At 63.9% G+C, this 21,336-nt stretch carries 17 protein-coding genes and 1 pseudogene; 12 read left to right on the top strand and 6 right to left on the bottom strand.

The window, feature by feature from the left end:
* Nucleotides 1-8: 8 nt before the first annotated feature.
* Both APH36_RS14905 and APH36_RS14900 read left to right on the top strand, forming a co-directional pair.
* The gene (locus APH36_RS14905) at nt 9-257 is read left to right on the top strand and encodes a proline racemase family protein (RefSeq protein WP_060499257.1); all 249 of its coding nucleotides are present in this window, start codon (nt 9-11) and stop codon (nt 255-257) included.
* Nucleotides 258-414: 157 nt separating this feature from the next.
* Nucleotides 415-1,041 carry a glutathione S-transferase family protein gene (locus tag APH36_RS14900; RefSeq protein ID WP_060499296.1) on the top strand — a complete coding sequence of 209 codons (627 nt, stop codon included), beginning with the start codon at nt 415-417 and terminating at the stop codon, nt 1,039-1,041.
* A 111-nt stretch (nt 1,042-1,152) separates the two neighbouring features.
* Here APH36_RS14900 and sfnR read toward each other — a convergent pair whose 3' ends face one another.
* The 4 genes from sfnR to APH36_RS14880 form a co-directional block, all read right to left on the bottom strand.
* The gene (gene sfnR, locus APH36_RS14895; RefSeq protein WP_060499256.1) at nt 1,153-2,253 is read right to left on the bottom strand and encodes a sigma54-dependent transcriptional activator SfnR; all 1,101 of its coding nucleotides are present in this window, start codon (nt 2,251-2,253) and stop codon (nt 1,153-1,155) included.
* Between the two features lie 9 nt (nt 2,254-2,262).
* Nucleotides 2,263-3,450, bottom strand: a complete 1,188-nt coding sequence (locus APH36_RS14890) for an acyl-CoA dehydrogenase family protein (RefSeq protein WP_060499255.1) — start codon at nt 3,448-3,450, stop codon at nt 2,263-2,265.
* Nucleotides 3,451-3,459: 9 nt separating this feature from the next.
* Entirely contained in the window at nt 3,460-4,020 is a 561-nt protein-coding gene (gene msuE, locus APH36_RS14885; RefSeq protein ID WP_016711107.1) for an FMN reductase, read from the bottom strand.
* 253 nt (nt 4,021-4,273) lie between these two features.
* On the bottom strand, nt 4,274-4,864 hold the full coding sequence (locus tag APH36_RS14880; RefSeq protein WP_060499254.1) for a TetR/AcrR family transcriptional regulator: 591 nt from the start codon (nt 4,862-4,864) through the stop codon (nt 4,274-4,276).
* Nucleotides 4,865-4,948: 84 nt separating this feature from the next.
* On the opposite strand from APH36_RS14880, the gene APH36_RS14875 reads away from it, so the two are divergent.
* The 10 genes from APH36_RS14875 to APH36_RS14830 all read left to right on the top strand — a co-directional run bounded on the left by APH36_RS14875 (nt 4,949) and on the right by APH36_RS14830 (nt 20,062).
* Complete coding sequence (locus APH36_RS14875) at nt 4,949-5,698, top strand: SDR family NAD(P)-dependent oxidoreductase (protein ID WP_060499253.1); 750 nt, start codon at nt 4,949-4,951, stop codon at nt 5,696-5,698.
* A complete protein-coding gene (locus APH36_RS14870; RefSeq protein WP_060499252.1) occupies nt 5,691-6,446 on the top strand; it encodes an SDR family oxidoreductase in 756 nt (251 codons plus the stop codon). Before APH36_RS14875 ends, APH36_RS14870 begins: the two co-directional genes overlap by 8 nt.
* Before the next feature lie 157 nt (nt 6,447-6,603).
* Nucleotides 6,604-8,679 carry a hydantoinase/oxoprolinase family protein gene (locus APH36_RS14865; RefSeq protein WP_104835052.1) on the top strand — a complete coding sequence of 692 codons (2,076 nt, stop codon included), beginning with the start codon at nt 6,604-6,606 and terminating at the stop codon, nt 8,677-8,679.
* A 24-nt stretch (nt 8,680-8,703) separates the two neighbouring features.
* A complete protein-coding gene (locus APH36_RS14860) occupies nt 8,704-10,368 on the top strand; it encodes a hydantoinase B/oxoprolinase family protein (RefSeq protein ID WP_060499250.1) in 1,665 nt (554 codons plus the stop codon).
* A 3-nt stretch (nt 10,369-10,371) separates the two neighbouring features.
* Nucleotides 10,372-11,574: a pyridoxal phosphate-dependent aminotransferase gene (locus APH36_RS14855; RefSeq protein ID WP_060499249.1), complete on the top strand. Its 1,203-nt coding sequence runs from the start codon at nt 10,372-10,374 to the stop codon at nt 11,572-11,574.
* A 25-nt stretch (nt 11,575-11,599) separates the two neighbouring features.
* Nucleotides 11,600-12,412: an NAD(P)-dependent oxidoreductase gene (locus tag APH36_RS14850; protein ID WP_060499248.1), complete on the top strand. Its 813-nt coding sequence runs from the start codon at nt 11,600-11,602 to the stop codon at nt 12,410-12,412.
* A 27-nt stretch (nt 12,413-12,439) separates the two neighbouring features.
* Entirely contained in the window at nt 12,440-13,636 is a 1,197-nt protein-coding gene (locus APH36_RS14845) for an FAD-binding oxidoreductase (protein WP_060499247.1), read from the top strand.
* Between the two features lie 25 nt (nt 13,637-13,661).
* On the top strand, nt 13,662-15,347 hold the full coding sequence (locus APH36_RS14840) for a thiamine pyrophosphate-binding protein (RefSeq protein WP_060499246.1): 1,686 nt from the start codon (nt 13,662-13,664) through the stop codon (nt 15,345-15,347).
* Between the two features lie 62 nt (nt 15,348-15,409).
* Nucleotides 15,410-16,858 carry an NAD-dependent succinate-semialdehyde dehydrogenase gene (locus APH36_RS14835; protein WP_060499245.1) on the top strand — a complete coding sequence of 483 codons (1,449 nt, stop codon included), beginning with the start codon at nt 15,410-15,412 and terminating at the stop codon, nt 16,856-16,858.
* A gap of 315 nt (nt 16,859-17,173) precedes the next feature.
* Nucleotides 17,174-20,062: an HD domain-containing phosphohydrolase gene (locus tag APH36_RS14830; protein ID WP_060499244.1), complete on the top strand. Its 2,889-nt coding sequence runs from the start codon at nt 17,174-17,176 to the stop codon at nt 20,060-20,062.
* Between the two features lie 3 nt (nt 20,063-20,065).
* Here APH36_RS14830 and APH36_RS33215 read toward each other — a convergent pair whose 3' ends face one another.
* Nucleotides 20,066-20,152 carry a helix-turn-helix domain-containing protein gene (locus tag APH36_RS33215; protein WP_371920925.1) on the bottom strand — a complete coding sequence of 29 codons (87 nt, stop codon included), beginning with the start codon at nt 20,150-20,152 and terminating at the stop codon, nt 20,066-20,068.
* A 285-nt stretch (nt 20,153-20,437) separates the two neighbouring features.
* Nucleotides 20,438-21,304, bottom strand: a pseudogene (locus tag APH36_RS33210) (sigma-54-dependent Fis family transcriptional regulator); the annotation flags it as partial.
* Between the last annotated feature and the right edge of the window lie 32 nt (nt 21,305-21,336).

Below are 21,336 nucleotides of genomic sequence, written 5' to 3'. Positions count from 1 at the left end.
ATCTGGACATGCACCTCACGCAGCCGCGCCGGTGTCACATCGAGCTGGTGGCGCGTGGGCGGTTGCAGGTGGGGGAGACGTTTGTGCACGAAAGCATTACCGGTACCACGTTCAACTGCCGGGCCGAGGCGCTGACGCGTGCGGGTGATTACCCGGCGGTAAGGCCAAGCGTGGCGGGATGGGCGCGGGTGATCGGGTATAACACGATTATCGTGGATGATCGTGATCCGTTGGCGCATGGGTTCCAGATTGCCTGAGGGCATGGGTTGACCGCGTTGGGCCGGGCGTGATTTGCTCGGCTCCAGGGCCTCTTCGCGGGCAAGCCCGCTCCCACAGGTATAGCGTCGCCTGTAGGTGCGGGTTTGCCCGCGAAGGGCCCGACACGATCATTCAATGGAAACTGAAGGTCCCGCCATGTCCGTCTACACACTGCATTGCTTCGCCGAATCCGGCAACGCCTACAAAGCCGCGCTCATGCTTGAACTCACTGGCCAAGCCTGGCAGCCGGTGTTCGTCGATTTCTTCAACGGCCAGACCCGTGAGCAAAGTTGGCGCGATGAGGTGAACGAGCAGGGTGAGGTGCCGGTGCTAGAGCACGCGGGCAAAACCTTCACCCAGTCGGCACTGATCCTGGAATACCTTGCCGAACAGACCGGCCAGTTCGGCCCGCGTGATGAAGACGAAAAACGCGAGATCTGGCGCTGGATGCTGTTCGACAACCACAAGTTCACCAGCTACTACGCCGCGCTGCGCTTTCTGTTTTGCCTGAAGAAAACCGGGGAAACGGACGTGACGCGGTTCCTGCGTGAGCGTGCCACGGCGGCTTACCGCATTGTCGACGCGCACCTGGCGAAGACGCCGTTCATGGTTGGCGGCCGGCTGACCATTGCTGACCTGTCGTTGGCGGGGTATGTGTTCATGCCTGAAGATACCGGGATCCCGCTGGCAGAGTTCACCCATATCGAGGCTTGGAAGGCGCGGATCCAGGCGCTGCCGGGGTGGAAGCATCCGTATGAGCTGATGCCGCGTACGGCATCCTAACGCTTTCGCGGCTAAAGCCGCTCCCACAGGGGCTTCACAATGCTTGGGTCTTGTGCAGTACCTGTAGGAGCGGCATTTGCCGCGAAGAGGCCAGCGCAGGCACTGCTAGATTCAGATCGACAACCGCACCACCCGATTATCCAGCACCTGCTGTTCCTGCCCCCGCCGCTTGTTCACAACCAGCTCACCAATCGCAATCAGGCGCGTCCGCGTGATGTTTCGTGACAACCCCAGTAACTGCGCGGTATGCACTTGGTTGTAATGGCAGAACCGATAGGCCGAGCGCAGCAGGGCATTTTCCACCTTTTCGTACAGGTCGCCCGGCTGCTCCTCGTACAGCCGGCTGAACGCCCGCTGCAACAAATCGTCCACACCATTGCCAGCCGGTTCTTCCTCTTGTCGCTCGATGCGCAAGTTGGACAGGCGCAGGTCCTGCGCCTGCACCGTGCCGTCGCCGCAGGTGAGCAAACTGTGATGAATCACGTTCTCCAACTCGCGGATGTTGCCCGGCCAACTGTACTCCACCAGCTTGGCCTGGGCCTTGGCGCTCAGCTCTACCGGTCCGTACCCCAGCCGGTCGCTGTAGCTGCGGATGAAGTGCCGGGCCAGCGGCAGGATGTCACCCGGGCGGTCGCGCAGCGGGTGCAACTGCAAGGTCACCACGTTCAGGCGATAGTACAGATCTTCACGGAAATGCCCGGCGTTGATGGCCTTTTCCAGCTGCACGTTGGTCGCAGCCAGTACCCGCACGTTGATTGGGATGCTCTTGCGCGACCCAAGCCGTACGACCTCGCGCTCTTGCAGCACGCGCAGCAGCTTGACCTGGATCGGCAGGGGCAGGTCGCCGATTTCGTCGAGGAACAGCGTGCCGCCATTGGCTTCCTCGAACCAGCCGGCCTTGGCCGCCAGGGCGCCGGTGAAGGCGCCTTTTTCATGGCCGAACAGTTCCGCCTCCACCAGCGACTCGGAGAACGCCCCACAGTTGACTGCGACGAACGGGCCGTTGCGCCGGCCGCTGAGGTTGTGGATGTGGCGTGCGACCAGCTCCTTGCCCGTACCGGTTTCGCCGATGATCAGGACGCTGGCCTCGCTGGGGGCGACCTGTTGCAAGTGGGCGAGCAGCGCCTGCGATCTGGGGTCTTCGAAGACCTGTGCGGTCGCCCTGATCGAGGTAGCCAGTGTCGGTGACGGGGGGAGGGTCAGCAGTTGCATGGGCAATCCTCAGGAATAGAAGGATGGAGCAGGGCGCTTGTCGTTGAGGGCCCACTCGCCGAGTTCGTGGATGCGGTAGTCCACCGGATCGTGCAGGGTTTGTGTGCGAAGGTTGCGCCAATGGCGGTCGAAGCGCAGCGCGGCATGGGTGGCGCGCGCGCCGGTGACTTCGAACAGGCGGTTGCAGATGTCCAGGCCGTGGCGGCTGGCGGCGACCTTGGCGGTGCCGATGGCCAGGGCCAGGTCGCCGCGCTCTTCTGCCGTGAGGGCATGTTCCTTGGCCCAGGCGGCATCCAGCTGGCGTGCGGCCCGTTCGATCAGCAGACGCACGCTTTCAAGGCCAACCCAGAACTCGCCGTAATGGCGCAGCACGTAAGGGTCTTCGGCAGTGCTGGAGGCGCGGGAGCGGAACCACGGCCGGCTTTCCTTGAGGGTGTACTGGCGGGCTTCTTCGAAGGCGCCTTCGGCAATGCCGAGGAACAGGTTGGCGAAGTGCAGCTGGGCAATCAGCGGGCGCAGGGCGGCGAACGGAGTGCTCAGCGGGCCTGGTTCAAGCAGCAGTTCGTTGTGCTCTACCCGTACCCGCTCGAACGTGGCGCTGCCGCTGTCGGTCTGGCGTTGACCGATGTTGTTCCAGTCGCTGTGCAGGCTGATGCCGGTGCGGCCACTGGGGATGGCGGCAATCAGCAGCTTGCCGCCGGCACGTTCGTCCACCGCCGAGGCGATGAGCATTTCCGAGTCGCTGGCACCGGAGCAGAAGCTTTTCTTGCCCGAGAACTCGCACCAGCCATCGAGGTGCTTGACCACGGTGCGGGTGTCCAGCGGGTTCAGGGCATTGCCCCAGAACCACTGTTTGCGGGCGGTCTGTTCGAACCAGGGCTGCCATTGGTCGGGGCGTGAGAACAGGCGCACGGTAGCCAGCATCAGGTGGTGAAAGCCGAACACATGGGCAATGGAGCTGTCGACCCGCGCGAACTCGCGCACCACCGCGAACGTGTCGTGCCAGTTGGCGCCCTGGCCACCGAAGGCCTGCGGGATCACCAGCGACAGCAGGCCGCTGTCACGCAGGGCATCGCGCTCGGCTTTCGGCGTGCCGCCGCGCTCGTCGCGTTCGACGGCGGTCTGGGCAAACTGCCCGGCCAGTTCGCGGGCAATCGCCAAGGCCGGACGCAGCGGGGTATTCACAGGTGCATTCATGGCCGCTCCTCAGGCGCTTTTACGCAGTGCGTGGTGGGCGCCGAACAGCGGCACGGCACGCTCTGCAGCCAGGCGGATACGGGCGGCGAGGGCATCGCTGGACACGCGGTAGTCGGCCAGTTCTGCCTGGCTGGCGAACACGCCGATGGGCAGGGTCAGGGCTTGCAGGAAGCTGAACAGCGGGCGCAACTGGTGGTCGAGCACCAGCGCATGGCGCTCGCTGCCGCCGGTGGCGGCGAGCAGAACCGGGGTGTCGACCAGAGCGTCCTGGCCGATCAGGTCGAACAGGTGCTTGAAGTGGCCGGTAAAGCTGCCGCGGTACACGGGGGTGGTCACGACCAGCAGGTCGGCCTTTTCCACCAGGCGCAGTTGCTGCTCGACGGTGTCGGGCAGTTCGCTGCGCCACAGGGCGCTGCCCAGTGGGCGGGCGATGTCGCCCAGTTCGATCAGGTGCGGCTTGATGTGCAGGTGCTCGGCCAGTTCGGCGAGGATCGCCTCGGTCAGGGCCAGGGTGCGTGACGGGCGGGAAGTGCCGCCGGACAGGGCTACGACGTTCAGTGGGGTGCTCATGGGCAGGTCTCCGGTTCGGGTTGAGCGGGGGACTTTGCTTGAGCAATCGTCGTGCCGGGTTCTAATGTTCTTCTAAATCAACACGTTATCGCGTTAGCAGGTTTGCGTCGCTGTTGCCGGGCGGGCGTTTCGTGTTGATTGGGTGTTGCGCTGCGAACAGTTGGCCAGGTGTTGGCGGCTGTGCAGTGGAGAGAGTTATAGAGGATTATCTTTTATTAAAAAAAGAATAAGAATTCATATTGTTATGCATTTTTTATCGATAGGCCGCGGTCTTGCCGGTACCGACAATGCCCTGTACGAACGTCACCAGTTGATCCCTCGCGGTGGTCACGCTTCCCCATTGCGCCTGCCCGCACAGCAAACCCAGCACGGCATGGGCAATCGACCGCGCTCGGCGAGCCGGCAGCCCGCATTCTGCGGCGACAATGTCACTAAGCAGCCCGCTGTATTGCAGTTTCAACTGTTCGATTTGCAACAGTTGCTCTGTGTTCAGGTTCATGGCTTCCCGCGTCAGCAACACCAGTTTGTCGGGGTTGGCCTGGCTATACGTCACGAAGGCCTGCACAAAGCACGGCAAGCGTTCACGGGTGGTACGGGCACCTTTGAGGCATTGTCGGGTTTCATACAGCAGGTCGGTCAGGCTCGACTCGATCAGCTCGAACAGCAGCGCCTGTTTGCTCTCGATGTGGTGGTACAGCGAGCCGGCGCGCAGGCCCAGGTGGCTGGCCAGGTCACGCAGGCCGATGGCCTGGTAGCCATGGCTGGCAAACAAGGCGCTGGCCGCATCCAGCAAGCGGTCCCGAGCGTGCGGGGTGGGGACGGGCGAGAGGCTGGAAGCGGGCATGCAAGCACCTGTCGGCGAATTGATGTTTGACCAAATGTAAGACAACAGGCATCTTACGTAAAGACTCAATCGCGGAGGTGTTTTGTGGAAAATCAAACGGTGGTGATTGTAGGTGGTGCCTCGGGGCTGGGCCTGGAAACAGCCCGGCTGATGGTAAAACGTGGTGCCGGCAAAATCGGCCTGATCGACCGCAACGAGCAATTGCTGGTACACGCTGCAGAAGAACTGCGCGGGCAGGGTGTAGAAGTGGCAATCGCAGTAGGCGACATTGCCCGCAAGGACACCGCCCATGCGGCCTTCGCCCAGATCGTCGAAGGCTTGGGGCGGGTGCATTGCCTGGTCAACAGTGCGGCCATCTATCCGCGCAAGGACATCTTCGAGATCACTGACGACGAGTGGGACCTGGAGAACGCCGTCAACATCAAGGGCACCTACCACATGATGGTCGCCGCGGTGCGCCACATGCAGCAGTACGTGGCGGCCCCGGCGGTGACCGGGCGTATTGTCAACGTGACGTCGGTGGACGCCTTCAAGGCCCACCCGCAAAACGCCCACTATGCCGCCACCAAGGCTGCGGTGGTAAGCCTGACCAAGTCGTTCGCCCAGGCCTGTGCCAAGGACCAGATCCTGGTCAACTCGGTAGCCCCGGCCGGTTTTGCCACCGAGCGCGCCAAACAGCTGGGCTTCCTCGGCGAGCTGGCGGCAGCCAACCCGCTGGGCCGTGCTGCGGAACCGGCAGAAATCGCCGAGTGGATCGTGATGATGGGCAGCAGCCGCAACAGCTATGCCACCGGTGAAAACGTGATTGTCAGCGGGGGTTACATCTATGCCTGAAGTCGCATTCCCCGAGGGCTATCAGCGCGCGCTGGTGACCGGGGCTACCAGCGGTATCGGCAAGGCCATCGTACTGGCGCTGCGTGATGCCGGCCTGCAAGTGATTGCCGTGGGCCGCAGCCCTGAGGCGTTGGCCGAGCTTGCTTGCGAGCCGGGTGTGACCACCTTGCAGGCGGATGTGCGTGATTACCGTTCGCTGGCTGCCACGCTGGAAGGGCAAGCGGTGGATGTGCTGGTCAACAACGCGGGCATTCTGTCCACCCGGGCGGCATTCCAGGACATCGACGAAGCCGAAATCGACAACATGCTCGACATCAACCTCAAGGCGCCGTTGCACCTGGCGCGCCAGGTGCTGCCAGGCATGGTCGGGCGGGGCAGGGGGCACCTGTTCTTCATAGGTTCCAGTGCTGGCCGAGCGCCGCACCCGGGCGCAGCGGTGTACGGTGCGTCCAAGGCCGGGGTTAGCCTGTTCTGCGATGCCTTGCGCTGTGACCTGTTGGGCAGCGGCGTTCGGGTGACCGAGATAGCCCCGGGCCGGGTGCAGACCCAGCTGTACAAGACTGCCATGGGCTTGCAGGCGGCAGGCAGTGAGCTGTATGACGGTTATGAATCGATCCAGCCGGTAGATATCGCCCAGCTGTTGCTAGCGGCGCTGAAGATGCCGCGGCAAGTGGATGTGTCGCGGTTAGAAGTGTTCCCCACAGCGCAGGCGGTGGGTGGCGGGCGGATGGTCAAGACGGCGGGTTGATCTGGCAGTTGTGTTGCCTGTGCCCGCTAAGAGGCCAGCGCAGGCAATGCAGATTTGAGCAAATAGGTGCTTGACCACCTGTAAGACAACATATAACTTACATGAAGACCGCCCCAACCGGTCGAGACAACTACAAAGCATTGCAGGGGATATGACGATGACTGCGACATCATGCCGGGTCGGCGTGGACATAGGCGGCACCTTCACCGATATCGCGCTGGACGTGAACGGCGTGCTGCATTCGACCAAGATCCTGACCGACTACGAGTTGCCTGAACGGGCCATCCTCACCGGCGTGCGCCAGGTGGTGGAGCAGGCGGGCTTGGCCTTGTCGGACATCGACCAGTTGATCCACGGCACCACCCTGGCCACCAACGCCCTGATCGAGCGCCGTGGCGCGCGCACCGCCTTCATCACCACCGAAGGCTTCCGGGACACACTGGAAATGCGCACCGAAAACCGTTTCGAGCAATACGACATCAACATCGCCCTGCCGCCGCCACTGATCGATCGTGAACACCGCTACACCTTGCGTGAGCGCCTGAATGTCAAAGGCCAGGTGCTGATCGCTCCTGCGCAGGCCGAGGTCGATGCCCTGGTCGAGCGCATTGCCGAAGGCAACTACGAAAGCGTTGCCATCGGCTTCATTCACAGCTACGTCAACGGTGCCCACGAACGCCAGTTGCGCGATGCCCTGCAGGCGCGACTGCCGCAGTTGTCGATTTCCATTTCCAGCGAAGTCTCGCCGCAGATGCGCGAGTTCGAGCGCTTCAATACCGTGTGTGCCAACGCTTACGTCAAGCCGCTGATCAAGTCTTACCTGGACCGCCTGGTGGTGACCCTCAAGCAGGAAGGCGCCCATTGCCCGGTATTCATGATCCACTCCGGCGGCGGCATCATCTCGGTGCAAAGCGCCGCTGAGTTCCCGGTCCGTCTGGTGGAGTCCGGCCCGGCCGGTGGCGCCATCTTTGCGGCCGACATCGCCCGCCGCTACCAGCTGGAGAACGTGCTGTCGTTCGACATGGGGGGCACCACGGCGAAAATCTGCCTGATCGAACACCAAGTACCGAAAACCGCGAAAACCTTCGAGGTTGCCCGCACCTACCGCTTCAAGAAGGGCAGCGGCATGCCGATTTCCATCCCGGTGGTGGAAATGGTCGAAATCGGTGCTGGCGGCGGCTCCATCGCCAGCATCGACAGCATGCGCCAGATTCGCGTGGGCCCGCACAGTGCGGCCTCCGAGCCTGGCCCTGCCTGTTACGGCCGTGGGGGCCTGGAGCCGACCATCACCGACGCCAACCTGCTGCTCGGCCGCCTGGATGCAGACAACTTCGCCGGTGGCGCGCTGCGTTTGTCCACCGACAACGCGGCCAACGCCATGGCCCGGGTCATCGGCCAGCCGTTGGGCATGCTGGCCGACACCGCAGCGTTTGGCGTGTGCGAAGTGGTTGACGAGAACATGGCCAACGCCGGCCGTGTGCATGCGGTGGAAAGCGGCAAGGACATTGCCGACTACACCATGATCACCTTTGGCGGTGGCGGCCCGCTGCACGCTGCACGGCTGTGCGAGAAAATGGGTGTGGCACGCTTCATCGTCCCGGCGGGTGCCGGCGTGGGTTCGGCGATCGGCTTCCTGCGTGCGCCATTCGGCTACGAGGCCGTACGCAGTGCGTTCGTACGCTTGTCCGAGTTCGAGGCCGCGCAGGTCAATGATCTGATCGACGAGATGAAAGCCGAATCGCTGGGCTTTCTGCGCCAGGGCATGCCGATCGGTGAGCCGGAAATGGACTGCACGGCGTTCATGCGCTACGTGGGCCAAGGCTGGGAAATCCCGGTTGCCTTGCCATTCAAAGCCTTCAGCGCTGCCGACACGCTAGCGTTCAAAGCCCGTTTCGAAGAAGCCTACACCCGCTTCTTTGGCCGCCCCATCGAAGGGCCGGACATCGAGATCGTCAGCTGGTCGGTCAAGGCCAGTTCGCCCCTGCCACCTGTCACGCAGGTTGAAGAGGTGGGCGCCGCCTACCGCGCCCATGAGATTTCCCGCCGCCAGGTGTTCGACGTGGCCGCCGGTGGTTTTGTCGAAGCCGGCATCCACCCGCGCGAAGAGCTGCAAGTCGGTGCCCGTGTCGACGGCCCGGCGATCATCGTCGAGCGCGAAACCTCGACCTTCGTCACCTCCAACTTCACCGCCACGGTCCAGCCAGACGGCTGCCTGCTGGTCGTGCGCCGCTAACGCCTGAATTCGGAAGCCAGAACCATGAGCGATACGTTGATCGACATTCAAATGCAGGTGATGTGGAACCGCCTGGTCTCGGTGGTCGAAGAGCAGGCCCTGACCCTGATCCGTACTGCCTTCTCCACCAGTGTGCGCGAAGCCGGCGACCTGTCCGCCGGGGTGTTCGACCGAGCCGGCAACATGCTGGCCCAGGCCGTCACTGGCACCCCTGGCCATGTGAACACCATGGCCGAGGCGGTGGTGCACTTCATCAATGACATCGGCGAGGACAACATTTTCGAAGGCGATGTCTACGTGACCAACGACCCGTGGAAGGGCACTGGCCACCTGCACGACATCACCATCGTTTCGCCGTCCTTCTACAAGGGCAAGCTGATCGGCTATTTCGCCAGTACTGCGCACGTGGTCGATATCGGTGGCCGGGGCTTCGGCCCCGATGCCCGCGAAGTGTACGAAGAAGGCTTGTTCATCCCGATCATGAAGTTGTTCGAGCGCGGCAAGGTCAACCGCGACCTGATCAACATCCTGCGCAACAACGTGCGTGAGAGCGACCGGGTAGTGGGCGACTTCTATGCGCTGTCGGCGTGCAACGAAACCGGCCACAAGCGCCTGCTGGACATGCTCGAAGAGTTCAAGCTGGACGACCTGGAGCACATTGGCGGGTTCATCCTCGAACACAGCCGTCGCGCTACCCTGGAATGCTTCAAGTCGCTCCCCCACGGCACCTTCAGCAACAGCATGACCCTCGACGGCTACGATGTGCCGGTAACCCTGGCGGTGACCATCACGGTTGGCCCCGATGGTATCAAGAGCGACTTTACCGGCACCTCGGGCATGAGCCAGTTCGGCATCAACGTGCCGCTGGGCTACGCCAAGGCTTATGCCTGCTATGGCCTCAAGTGCATCGTCGCGCCGGAAATCCCGAACAACACCGCTTCGCTGGCGCCGTTCGACGTCACCGCGCCCGAAGGCTGCATCCTCAATGCCAAGCACCCGGCGCCGGTATCGGTGCGCCATGTGCTGGGCCATTTCGTACCCGACCTGGTGCTCGGCGCGCTGCACAAGTGCCTGCCAGGCAAAGTGCCGGCCGAGGGTGCCAGCGCCCTGTGGAACCTGCACCTGAGCGTGCGCCCGCTGGAGAGCAACCCCAACGGCCGCAACGCCGAGATGCTGATGTTCAACAGCGGCGGCATGGGTGCCCGCTCGGCGATGGATGGCCTGAGCGCCACGGCGTTCCCCAGCGGCGTGCACACCATGCCGGTGGAAGCCACCGAGCATGCCGGCCCGGTAGTGGTCTGGCGCAAGGAACTGCGCGAAGGCTCTGGCGGTGCCGGACAGTTGCGCGGTGGCCTGGGCCAGGAAATCGAAGTCTCGGCGGCCGAAGGCTACAGCTTCCGCTTCAGTGCCATGTTCGACCGTATCCAGTACCCGGCACGCGGCCTGGAGGGCGGCCAGGAGGGCGCCCAAGGTTTCGTTGGCCTGGATGACGGCAGCTTGCTGCGCGGCAAAGGCCAGCAATTCGTACCCGCTGAGCGCCGCCTGGTGCTGCGCCTGCCCGGTGGCGGTGGTTATGGCGACCCGCGCCAGCGCGACCGCAAGCAGGTTGAGCGCGATGTGCGTGCGGGTTACATCAGCGCCGAACAGGCACGTATCGACTACGGCTTTGACGCCGCTCAGGAGCGCTAGACGATGGACGTGCAAAGCAGCCGCGTGCGCGCGGTAAAAAGCTCGCCAAGCATGGCCGTGTCGGTACTGGCCAAGCAGATGCTGGCCAAGGGCGAACCGGTCATCAACCTGGCACTCGGTGAGCCAGACTACAACGTGCCGGCCCACGTGATCGAGGCGGCCTATCAGGCCATGCTGGCGGGCAACAACCACTACACCGGGCCCAATGGCCTGGAGGTGTTGCGCCAGGCCATCGTCGACAAGTTTGCCCGGGAAAACGATCTGGTCTATGGCCTGGACGAAATCTGCGTAGGCAACGGTGCCAAGCAGCTGTTGTTCAACGCCTTTCTGGCCACGCTCGAACCGGGCGACGAGGTCATCACCCCGGCGCCGTACTGGGTGTCGTACACCGACATGGCCATGCTCAACGGTGGTGTGCCCAAGGTCATCCCTTGCGGCGCCGAGCAGCGGTTCAAGCTCACGCCCGAGCAGCTGGACGCGGCCATTACCCCGCGCACGCGCTGGGTGATGCTCAACTCGCCGAACAACCCGAGCGGGGCGATCTTCACCCGTGAAGAGTTCGCGGCGTTGGGCCAGGTATTGGAGCGCCACCCGAACGTGCTGATCATCTCCGACGAAATCTACGAGCACATCGTGCTGGGCGATGAGCCGTTCGTGTCGTTCGTCACTGCTTGCCCGCAACTGCGCGAGCGCACCTTGCTGATCAACGGCGTGTCCAAGGCCTATGCCATGACCGGCTACCGCCTGGGTTACGCCGCCGGGCCGAAAGACCTGGTCGTGGCCATGAACAAGACCCAGTCACAAACCACCACCTGCCCGTCGAGCATTTCGCAGCTGGCCGCCGTGGCGGCGCTGAACGGGCCGCAGGACTTCGTGCGAGAGGCCAACCGTGAATACAAGGCGCGCGGCGCGCTGGTGGTGCAAGGCTTGGCGCAGATGCCGGGCTTGCAGCTGCAGATGCCGCAGGGCGCGTTCTATGCGTTCCCTGAGGTCAGTGCCTTCATCGGCAAGCGCACCCCGGATGGCCAGGTCATTGGCAACGATGCCGACCTGTCGACCTACCTGCTGCGTGTCGGCAAAGTCGCGACCGTGCCGGGTTCGGCGTTTGGCCAGGAGCCCTACATTCGTCTGTCGTTCGCCACGTCGCGGCAGGAACTGGAACAAGCCCTGGGGCAGTTGCGCGACGCGTTCGCGGCGCTGTCCTGAGCCCATCAAGCAATCGAGGTAACACATGAGCAAGCCTTTCAAACGCCTGCTGATCACCGGCGCCGCCGGGCGCCTGGGCAGCGTGCTGCGCAAGCACCTGGCCGCCTTCGCCGATGAGCTGCGCCTGACCGACATCGCCGACATGGGCCAGGCCGCGCCCCATGAACAGTTGGTGCGCTGCGACCTGGCAAACTTCAACGATGTGCTGCCGCTGACCGAAGGCGTCGATGCCATCGTGCATGCTGGTGGCGTGCCGGTGGAGGACACCTTCGAGAAGATCCTCAACGGCAACATTGTCGGCACCTACAACATCTATGAAGCGGCGCGGCGCAACGGTGTGAAGCGTGTGGTGTATACCAGCTCCAATCACGCCATCGGCTTCTATGACCGTACCGAGACCATCGATGCCACCGCCGCGCATCGCCCCGACAGCCTGTATGGCGTCAGCAAGTGCTTTGCCGAAGACCTGGGCCGCTACTACTGGGACAAGTTCGCCATCGAGTCGGTCAACCTGCGCATTGGGTCGTCGTTCCCCGAGCCGCTGGACCGGCGCATGCTCGCCACCTGGCTGTCGTTCGACGACTTTGCCCAGCTCACCGAGCGCTCGTTGTTGGCGCCACGGGTGGGGCACATGATCGTCTACGGCATGTCGGCCAACCGTGAAAGCCTGTGGGACAACCGGCTGGCTTCGTCGATCGGCTACGTACCCAAGGACAGCGCCGACGACTACCGCGACAAGGTCCTGGCCGAGCACCCGCCACTGCACCCGAATGAACCGGCTGCACGCTACCACGGCGGCAACTTCGCCGGCGCCGGCCATTTCGAAGACCCGAAATAACGCCCACATCAGAAGAGAGCTAATTCCATGGCTTCCACCGCTAAACAACAGAACTACGATGTGGTGATCGTCGGCGGCGCGGTCAACGGCAGCGCCACCGCCTACTTCCTGGCCAACAACCCGGACTTCAAGGGCTCGGTGCTGGTCATCGAGCGCGACTGGACCTACAACAAGTCGGCTACCGCATTGTCCAGCAGCTCCATCCGTCAGCAGTTCTCCAACCCGATCAACATTGAAATCTCCAGGTTCGGCGCCGAGTTCGTGCGCAACTTCCCCGACGTGATGGAGGTGGAGGGCGACCGTCCGGACTTGGCCTTCCACGAGAATGGCTACCTGTTCCTTGGCGACGACAAGGGCTATGAAGTGCTGCGCCGCCTGCACGATACCCAGGTGTCTCACGGCGCGGATGTGCACCTGCTCGACCCCGAGCAGCTCCAGCGCAAGTTTCCCTGGGTGAACATCGACAGCCTCGCTGGCGCCAGTTATGGCCAGAGTGGAGAAGGCTGGTTCGACAGCCTTGGCATGCTCAACGGCTTCCGCCGCAAGGCGCGCTCGATGGGTATCGAGTACATCGAGAACGAGGTGGCGGGTATCCAGCGTGAAGGTGACCGCATTACCGGCGTTCAACTGGCCAGCGGCGAGCGCATCGGCTGCGGCCTGTTGGTGAACTGTGCCGGTACTCGGGGCACCAAGGTCGCGCGCATGGCGGGCTTGGATATTCCGGTCGAGCCACGGCGCCGCTCGCTGTTCGTGTTCGACTGCCGCACCCCGCTGGAAGGCACCGTGCCACTGACCATCGATCCCACCGGGGTGTTCTTCCGCCCGGAGGGCAAGTTCTACCTGGGCGGCACGTACCCGAAGAACGACCCGGAAGTGGACTTTGAAGACTTCGACGTGCTGCACGAAGAGTTCGACGAAGAGGTATGGCCGATTCTTGCCGAGCGGGTGCCAGCCTTCGAGGGCATCAAAGTGGTCAACTACTGGGCCGGGCACTACGACTTCTGCGTGCTCGACCACAACGCCATCGTTGGCCCGCATAACGAAGTGAACAACTTCCTGTTCTGCAACGGCTTCAGCGGGCACGGCCTGCAGCAGGCACCGGCCATTGGCCGCGGGCTGTCCGAGCTGATCACCTATGGCGGCTACCGCTCGCTCGACCTGGGCGCGCTGGGCTACCAGCGGGTGATCGACAACAAGCCGTTCCTGGAAGATTCGGTCATCTGACCGCAGCGCCTGAGGGAGAACAACAATGAGCAACTCCGAAGTGAAGCGCAGTGGTGGCCAGGTGCTGGTCGATGCTCTGCGGGTGAATGGTGTCGAGCGTGCGTTCTGTGTACCGGGTGAAAGCTACCTGGCGGTGCTCGATGCACTGCATGATCTGCAAGATGAAATCGACCTCATCGTCTGCCGCCAGGAGGGTGGTGCCGCCTACATGGCCGAGGCCTACGGCAAGTTGACCGGCAAGCCGGGCATCTGCTTTGTCACCCGTGGCCCGGGCGCCACCAACGCCTCGGTGGGTGTGCACACCGCCTTCCAGGACTCCACGCCGATGCTGCTGTTCATTGGCCAGGTGGCCCGCGACCAGATCGAGCGCGAAGCCTTCCAGGAAGTGGATTACCGGCGCATGTTCGGCCAGATGGCCAAGTGGGTTGTGCAGATCGACGATGCCGCACGCATTCCCGAACTGGTCAACCAGGCCTTCCAGCGCGCCATCAGCGGCCGCCCCGGGCCGGTGGTGATCGCCTTGCCGGAAGACATGCTGACGGACTTGGTACAAGTGGCCGATGCCCGCCCGGCCCAGCGTGTCGAAGCTGCCCCGGCGCCGCAGGCGCTGGGCGAACTGCAGGCGCTTCTGGCCAAGGCCCAGCGGCCATTGGTGATTGCCGGTGGCGGTGGCTGGAACGACCAGGCGGTGGCCGACCTGAAGCGCTTCGTGCAGGCGCAGCATTTGCCGCTGGCGGCGTCATTCCGCTGCCAGGACCTGTTCGACAACACCGACCCGCACTATGCCGGCGACCTTGGCCTGGCTGCCGGCCCGGTATTGGTCGATGCAGTGAAGCAATCTGACCTGTTGATCGTGGTAGGCGCACGTCTGGGCGAAATGACCACGGGCGGTTACGCGCTGGTCGACATCCCGACACCGAAACAGGCACTGGTGCATGTGCACGCCAGCGCCGAGGAAATTGGCCGCGTCTACCAACCGACCCTGGGCATCAATGCCGGCCCGGCCAGCTTCCTGAACCAGGCCGCCACCTTGCCCGCCGTGCGCCCGGCGGCGTTCACCGACTGGGTCGCCAGCCTGAACTGCGGCTACCGGGGCAACTTCGAAACCCCGCGTTCGCCGGGTGATGTGCAGATGAGCGAAGTCATCGCCTGGCTGAACAAGACCTTGCCGGCCGATAGCATCCTTACCTGCGGTGCCGGTAACTACACCGGCTGGGTGCACCGTGGCTACCAACACCGTGTATTCCGTACGCTGCTGGGGCCTACCAACGGCTCCATGGGGTACGGCGTGCCGGCAGCAGTAGCAGCCAAGTTGACCTACCCGCAGCGCACGGTAGTGGCGTTTGCCGGCGACGGTTGTTTCCTGATGAATGGCCAGGAGCTGGCCACGGCGGTGCACTACGACGCCCGGGTGATCACGGTGGTGGTCAACAACGGCATGTACGGCACCATCCGCATGCACCAGGAGCGTACTTACCCGGGCCGGGTGTCTGGCACCGAACTGCATAACCCGGACTTTGCCGCCCTGGCGCGCGCCTATGGGCTGCACGGTGAAACGGTCACTCGCACTGAGGACTTCGCCGCCGCTTTCGAGCGTTGCCAGGCGTCCGGCAAGCCGGCGCTGATCGACGTGCAGGTCGACCCTGAAGCCCTGACCCCGCGCATGACCCTCAGCCAGATCCGCGACAAGGCCCTGCAGGCCAAACGCTGATTCACCTCAGGTGGGGTGCGGTCCGGCCCCATCTTTTTCATCCTTCGAACGAGCCAATCGACATGAACCTTGCCGATCGTGATCTGCTGCGTGAAGTTTGCTATATCGATGGACAATGGCTGGCCGCAGACAGCGGCCAGCGCATTGCCGTGACCAACCCGGCCACAGGCGAAGTACTCGGCCATGTGCCGCGCATGGGCACAGATGAGACCCGCCGCGCCATCGCCGCCGCCGAGCGCGCCTTGCCGGTGTGGCGGGCACTGACCGCCAAGGAGCGCGCAGCCCGGCTGCAAGCCTGGTTCCGCGAAATCCTTGCCCATCAGGAAGACCTGGCGCGCATCATGACCGCTGAACAAGGCAAGCCATTGGCAGAATCCCGTGGCGAAATTGCCTTTGCCGCGGCTTATGTGGAGTTTTATGCCGAGGAAGGCAAGCGCATCTATGGCGATGTGATCCCTTCACCGAACCGTGACCGGCGCTTGATCGTGACCAAAGAGCCGATCGGCGTCTGCGCGGCCATCACGCCGTGGAACTTCCCGGCAGCGATGATCACGCGCAAGGCGGCGCCGGCCCTGGCGGCTGGCTGCACGCTGGTGCTCAAGCCCGCTTCGCAAACGCCATTCAGTGCGCTGGCGCTGTGTGTGCTGGCCGAGCGTGCCGGCATTCCGGCGGGTGTCCTCAGCGTGGTCACCGGTGACTCGGCAGCCATCGGCGGCGAGCTGACGGCCAGTCCGACGGTGCGCAAGCTGTCATTCACCGGCTCGACGCCCATCGGCATCCAGTTGTTGCAGCAGTCGGCGGCGACGGTGAAGAAGGTGACCATGGAGCTGGGTGGCAACGCCCCGTTCATCGTGTTCGACGATGCCGACCTGGAAAAGGCGGTGGAAGGTGCGCTGATCGCCAAGTTCCGTAACAGCGGGCAGACCTGCGTGTGCGCCAACCGCTTCTACATCCAGGACGGCATCTACGCGCGTTTCGTGGCGCGGTTTGCCGAACGGGTGGGGGAATTGGTAGTCGGGCAGGGTGATGCGCCTGGCACACAGGTCGGGCCGATGATCGATGGACGTGCGGCCAGTGGTGTCGAGCGGCTGGTGGGCGAGGCTGTGGAGGCCGGAGCGAGGGTGGTGGCGGGTGGGCATCGGCATGCCTTGGGCGAGGCCTTCTTCGAGCCGACCTTGCTGGCGGATGTCACACCGGACATGCGTGTAGCGCGTGAGGAAATCTTCGGGCCGGTAGCGCCGATCTTCCGCTTCAGCAGCGAGGAGGAGGTGATTGCCCAGGCCAATGACACCGAGTTCGGGCTGGCCTGCTACCTGTATGCCCGGGACGTCGGGCGCATCTGGCGCGTGTCCGAAGCGCTGGAGTACGGCATGGTCGGGGTTAACGTCGGTGGGGTGGCGACCGAGGTCGCGCCGTTTGGTGGGGTGAAGGCGTCGGGCTTGGGCCGGGAAGGCTCGCGTTACGGGATCGAGGACTACCTGGAGCTCAAGTATGTGTGCCTTGGGCTTTGAATCGTGCCTGAGAGGCTGAGAGCCTCTGCCGGCCATTGCACGGTCTTACCCGCGAAAGGGCCGGCACTGGCGCTGCAAGGTGATGTCGGCGCGCTGGTGATGCTGGAGCAGCGCGCGTCTACCTGACGGGATTATGACCCGCCACGTTATTTTTTTCTGCCAAACCGGCAGAACCCCCAGCCGCACTCTACACTCCTGTCAAGATGGGCCAGGGCTATTGGCCACCATTCGGCCCATCTCGCTGCCTGCGAATGGCTTCGGCCCGCATGATCGTCCTGGCTGCTCCCTCAATTTGCCTCACATGGAGTACCTGGGATGGGCTGCGTGTCGACGGGTCGTGATACCGGGAGGACCTGGCGTGGCATTTCACTGCAATGGCTGGTGGCGCTGGCCATCGTGCTGGGCATGCTGTTGCTGGGTGCCGCGCTGGCCTGGCAGGGCTATCGCGGTATCCGCCAGACCCTGGTGGCCGCCGCCGGCGATACAGCCCAGCAGGTGGGCAAGACTATCGACGAGCGCGCCCGGCGCCTGATCGACCCGGTGCAAAGCAGCATCCGCCTGCTAGCTCACAACCCTGCTGCGCATACCCAGGCGCAGCGCCTGGAACGGCTGCCGCAACTGGTCGAAACGCTGAATGCCAACCGCATGCTCAGTGCCGCCTACATGGGCTACCCCAGCGGCGATTTCCTGTTGGTGCGCCGGCTGCGTGACCCGCAGTTGCTGCAGCGCTTCGCCGCGCCGCCGGGCACGGCGTTTCTGGTGCAGCGTGTCAGCCGTGGCGAGGGCGGGGTAGTGCAGGGCGAGTGGCGCTACTACGACCAGGCGTTGAACCTGTTGCAGGCCCAGGCCAAACCCGAATACCGCTACGACCCGCGTACACGCCCGTGGTTTGCCGAAGCCAGTGCGCAGCCCGCCACTGTGCTGACGCCGCCGTACGTGTTCTTCACTACCCGTGAAATCGGCCTGACCCTGGCACAGCGCAGCGTTGACGGAGAAACGGTGATAGGCATGGATGTTTCGGTCAACGACCTGGCCAGCGAAACCCAGGGCTTGCGCATCACCCCCGGCACCGAAATTGCCGTGCTCGACGACCAGGGCAATGTTGTGGCCTACCCGGACTTGCAGCGGGTGATCGTGCGTGAAGGGCAGGGCGTGCGCCTGTCGCGCATCAGCGAGCTGAACATTGCAAGCCTGCAGCACCTGTACGCTGACCTGCCGTCAGGCACGCAGGCACAGCCGTATCAGGTGGACGGCCAGACCTGGTATGGCATGCGCATTCCGCTGACCAGCCTGGCCGGGCAGGATCTGCAGGTGTTGATTGCCGTGCCAGGCCATGAACTGCTGGCCGGTGCGCGCCAGGTGTTGTTCGAGCAGTTGCTCTGGACCTTGGCGTTGATGGCCGTGCTGCTGGTACTTGGCGGTGTGCTCGGCCGGCGTATCGTCCGCCCGCTGAAGGTGCTGGCTGAACAGGTGCAGGGCTTGGCCAACTTTGATTTCAGCCGCGAAGTGGGGGTGAAATCGCAGGTGTCCGAAGTACGAGAGCTGAGCCATGTATTGAGCCGCATGGCCGGCACCATTCGCGGTTTCCAGGCCATTACCCTCACGCTCAGCCGCGAGCGTGACCTGGCGCGTATGCTCGACGGCGTCCTGGCTCACCTGGTGCACGCTGCCGGTGTCGAGGCCGGTGTGGTGTATTTGTTCGACGCCGAGCACGCGCTGCTGCGCCTGGCCGCCGCCTGCCGGGGTGAGCAGTACCCCGGCGAGCTTGCCGTGGATGAGGGCGCCCGGCGCACGCTGGCCGCAGCGGTGACGCAGGCCCTCGGCCTGGACGAGCGCAGCCAGGCCGTGGTGCTGAAAGACCGTAGCCAGGCGCTGCTGGGCATTCTGGTGCTGCAACTGGATGAAGCGCAGGCGCGCGACCAGCTGGGCCAACCGTTCCGGCAATTTGTCGAAGAGCTATCTGGCGTGGCGGCAGTGGCCATCGAGACACGCCAGCTGGCCGAAGCCCAGCAACGCCTGATGGATGCCATGATCAAGTTGCTGGCTGACGCCATCGATGCCAAAAGCCCCTACACCGGTGGCCACTGCGAGCGTGTGCCGCAACTGGCGCAGATGCTGCTGGACCAGGTGGTGGCCGCCGACAGCGGCCCCTATGCCAGCTTCAGCATGACTGAAGCCGAACGCTACGAATTTCGCGTAGCGGCCTGGCTGCACGACTGCGGCAAGGTCACCAGCCCGGAGTACGTGGTGGACAAGGCGACCAAGCTGGAGACCCTGTACAACCGTATCCATGAAATACGCATGCGGTTTGAAGTGCTGTGGCGTGATGCCGAACTGGCCTACTGGCAAGGTCTGGCCAGCGGCGCCGACCCGAAGGTGCTGCAAACCGCGCTAGCCCATAGCCAGGCCCGGCTGCAGGATGACTTCGCCTTTGTCGCCCAGGCTAACATCGGCGGCGAGTTCATGCAGGATGCCGATATCGAACGCCTGCAGCAGATCAGCCAGCAGCGCTGGCGGCGCCACTTCGACAACCGCCTGGGTATCTCCCGCGATGAGGCGCAGCGCTATTCCGGCGTGCCGCAACCCGTGCTGCCGGTAGACGAACCGCTGCTGGCCGACCGCCCCGAGCATCGGGTGCCCTGGGGCGAACGCAAGCCCCCGGTGACTAAGGGCGACCCGTGCAACCGATGGGGCTTCGACATGCGCCTGCCAGCCCACGCCAGCAACCACGGCGAGCTGTATAACCTGTCGATCCGGCGCGGCACGCTGAATGACGAGGAGCGTTTCAAGATCAACGAGCACATCGTGCAAACCATCATCATGCTCAGCTCGCTGCCGTTTCCGCGTCAGATGAGACGCGTACCGGCCATCGCCGGCAACCACCATGAAAAGCTGGATGGCAGCGGCTACCCACGCCGGCTGGGTGAGCATGACCTGGGCATTGCCGAGCGGGTAATGGCCATTGCCGACATATTTGAAGCACTGACGGCGGCCGACCGGCCTTACAAGCCGCCGAAGACGTTGTCCGAATCGGTGAAGATCCTGGTGTTCATGGCCCGTGACCGGCACATCGACGGGCAACTGCTGGCGCTGTTCCTCAGCAGCGGGGTGTACCGCCAGTATGCCGAGCGGTTCCTGCGTGCCGAGCAGATCGACGAGGTGGATGTGCCGTACTGGCTGGCGCAGATGCGCTGCCCGGCCTGAGTGCTAGCGCGAACCCAGGCGCTTGTACAAGGTGGTACGGGAAATACCCAGCGCCTTGGCGGCAGCACTGACATTGCCCTCATGGGCCAGCAAAGCGCGCTCGATCACGTCGTGGGTGGCTTCTGAAAGCGAGCGCGGCGGCGCGACCGGCTGGCCTTGCAGGTCTTCTGGCAGGTGCTGCACGCCTATGCTGGGCTCACCCGCGGCCAGCACCCCGACCAGCCGCGCCACGTTCTCCAGTTGCCGCAGGTTGCCCGGCCAGTGGTAGGCCAGCAGCCGGCGCCTGGCCTCGGCCTGCAGCGGCGCAAAGCCCGGACGCTGGAAGAAGGCTTCGATCAGTTGTTGTTTATCCAAGCGCTGCTCCAGACCGGGCAGGCTGACACGCAGGCCGTCCAGGCGGTAGAACAGGTCTTCGCGAAAACCACCGTTGGCTACCAGCGCGCCAAGGTCTTTGTGTGTGGCTGCGACAATGTGGGCGTTGAAGGGCGATGCTGTGGTGCTGCCAATGCGGGTGACCTGCCGTTCCTGCAGTGCCCGCAGCAACCGGCTTTGCAGGGCCAGCGGCATGTCGCCAATTTCGTCGAGCAGCAGGATCCCGTCCCCGGCCGACTCCAGCAGGCCCATGGCACCGCCTTTGCGGGCGCCTGTGAAGCTGCCTTCGGTATAGCCGAACAGCTCAGCTTCGATCAGGCTTTCGGGCAGGGCCGCGCAGTTGATCGCAACGAACGGGGCCTGAGGGCAGCAGTGGGCATGCAGGGCTTTGGCGAACACTTCCTTGCCGCAACCGGTTGGCCCGGTGATCAGCACCGGCAAGTTACCGGTCACGGCCTTGCAGGCGTCTTCGAAGCGGGCATTAACCCGCCGATCGCTGCCCAGCGGCGTGTGGCTGGGCCGAAGTGGCCGAGTTTTGGCCGCAGGTTGCGCCAACAGCCGACCATACAGGCGTGAGCCATCGGCCAGGGCCAGCAACTGCGGCGAACCGTCGAGGCCGTTGTGGCCGGGGCGGTCAAACAGGTGCTCCAGGGTCAGCCCCTCAGGGCGGTAGTCGGGTACCCCCAGCAATTGTTGCGCGGCGCGGTTGGCCGCGTACACCGTGCCATCGTCTTGCACGGCCAGCAACGCCTGCAGCGGCGAGCCAAGCAGCCTGGGGTCGTGTTGCAGTTCCAGGATGCGGCAGCCCGGCAACGCGTGGAAAAAGTTGTTCTCGGTGGCCAGCGCCGCATGCTTGAGGCGTTCGAGCATGGTCCCGGCATTACGGGTGCCGATACCGGTCA

Source organism: Pseudomonas sp. NBRC 111133, assembly GCF_001320605.1.
In the GTDB taxonomy this organism is placed as follows: Bacteria; Pseudomonadota; Gammaproteobacteria; order Pseudomonadales; family Pseudomonadaceae; genus Aquipseudomonas; species Aquipseudomonas monteilii.
The sequence above is the reverse complement of the archived record's forward strand: the minus strand, read 5'-3'. Positions and strand labels throughout refer to the sequence as shown.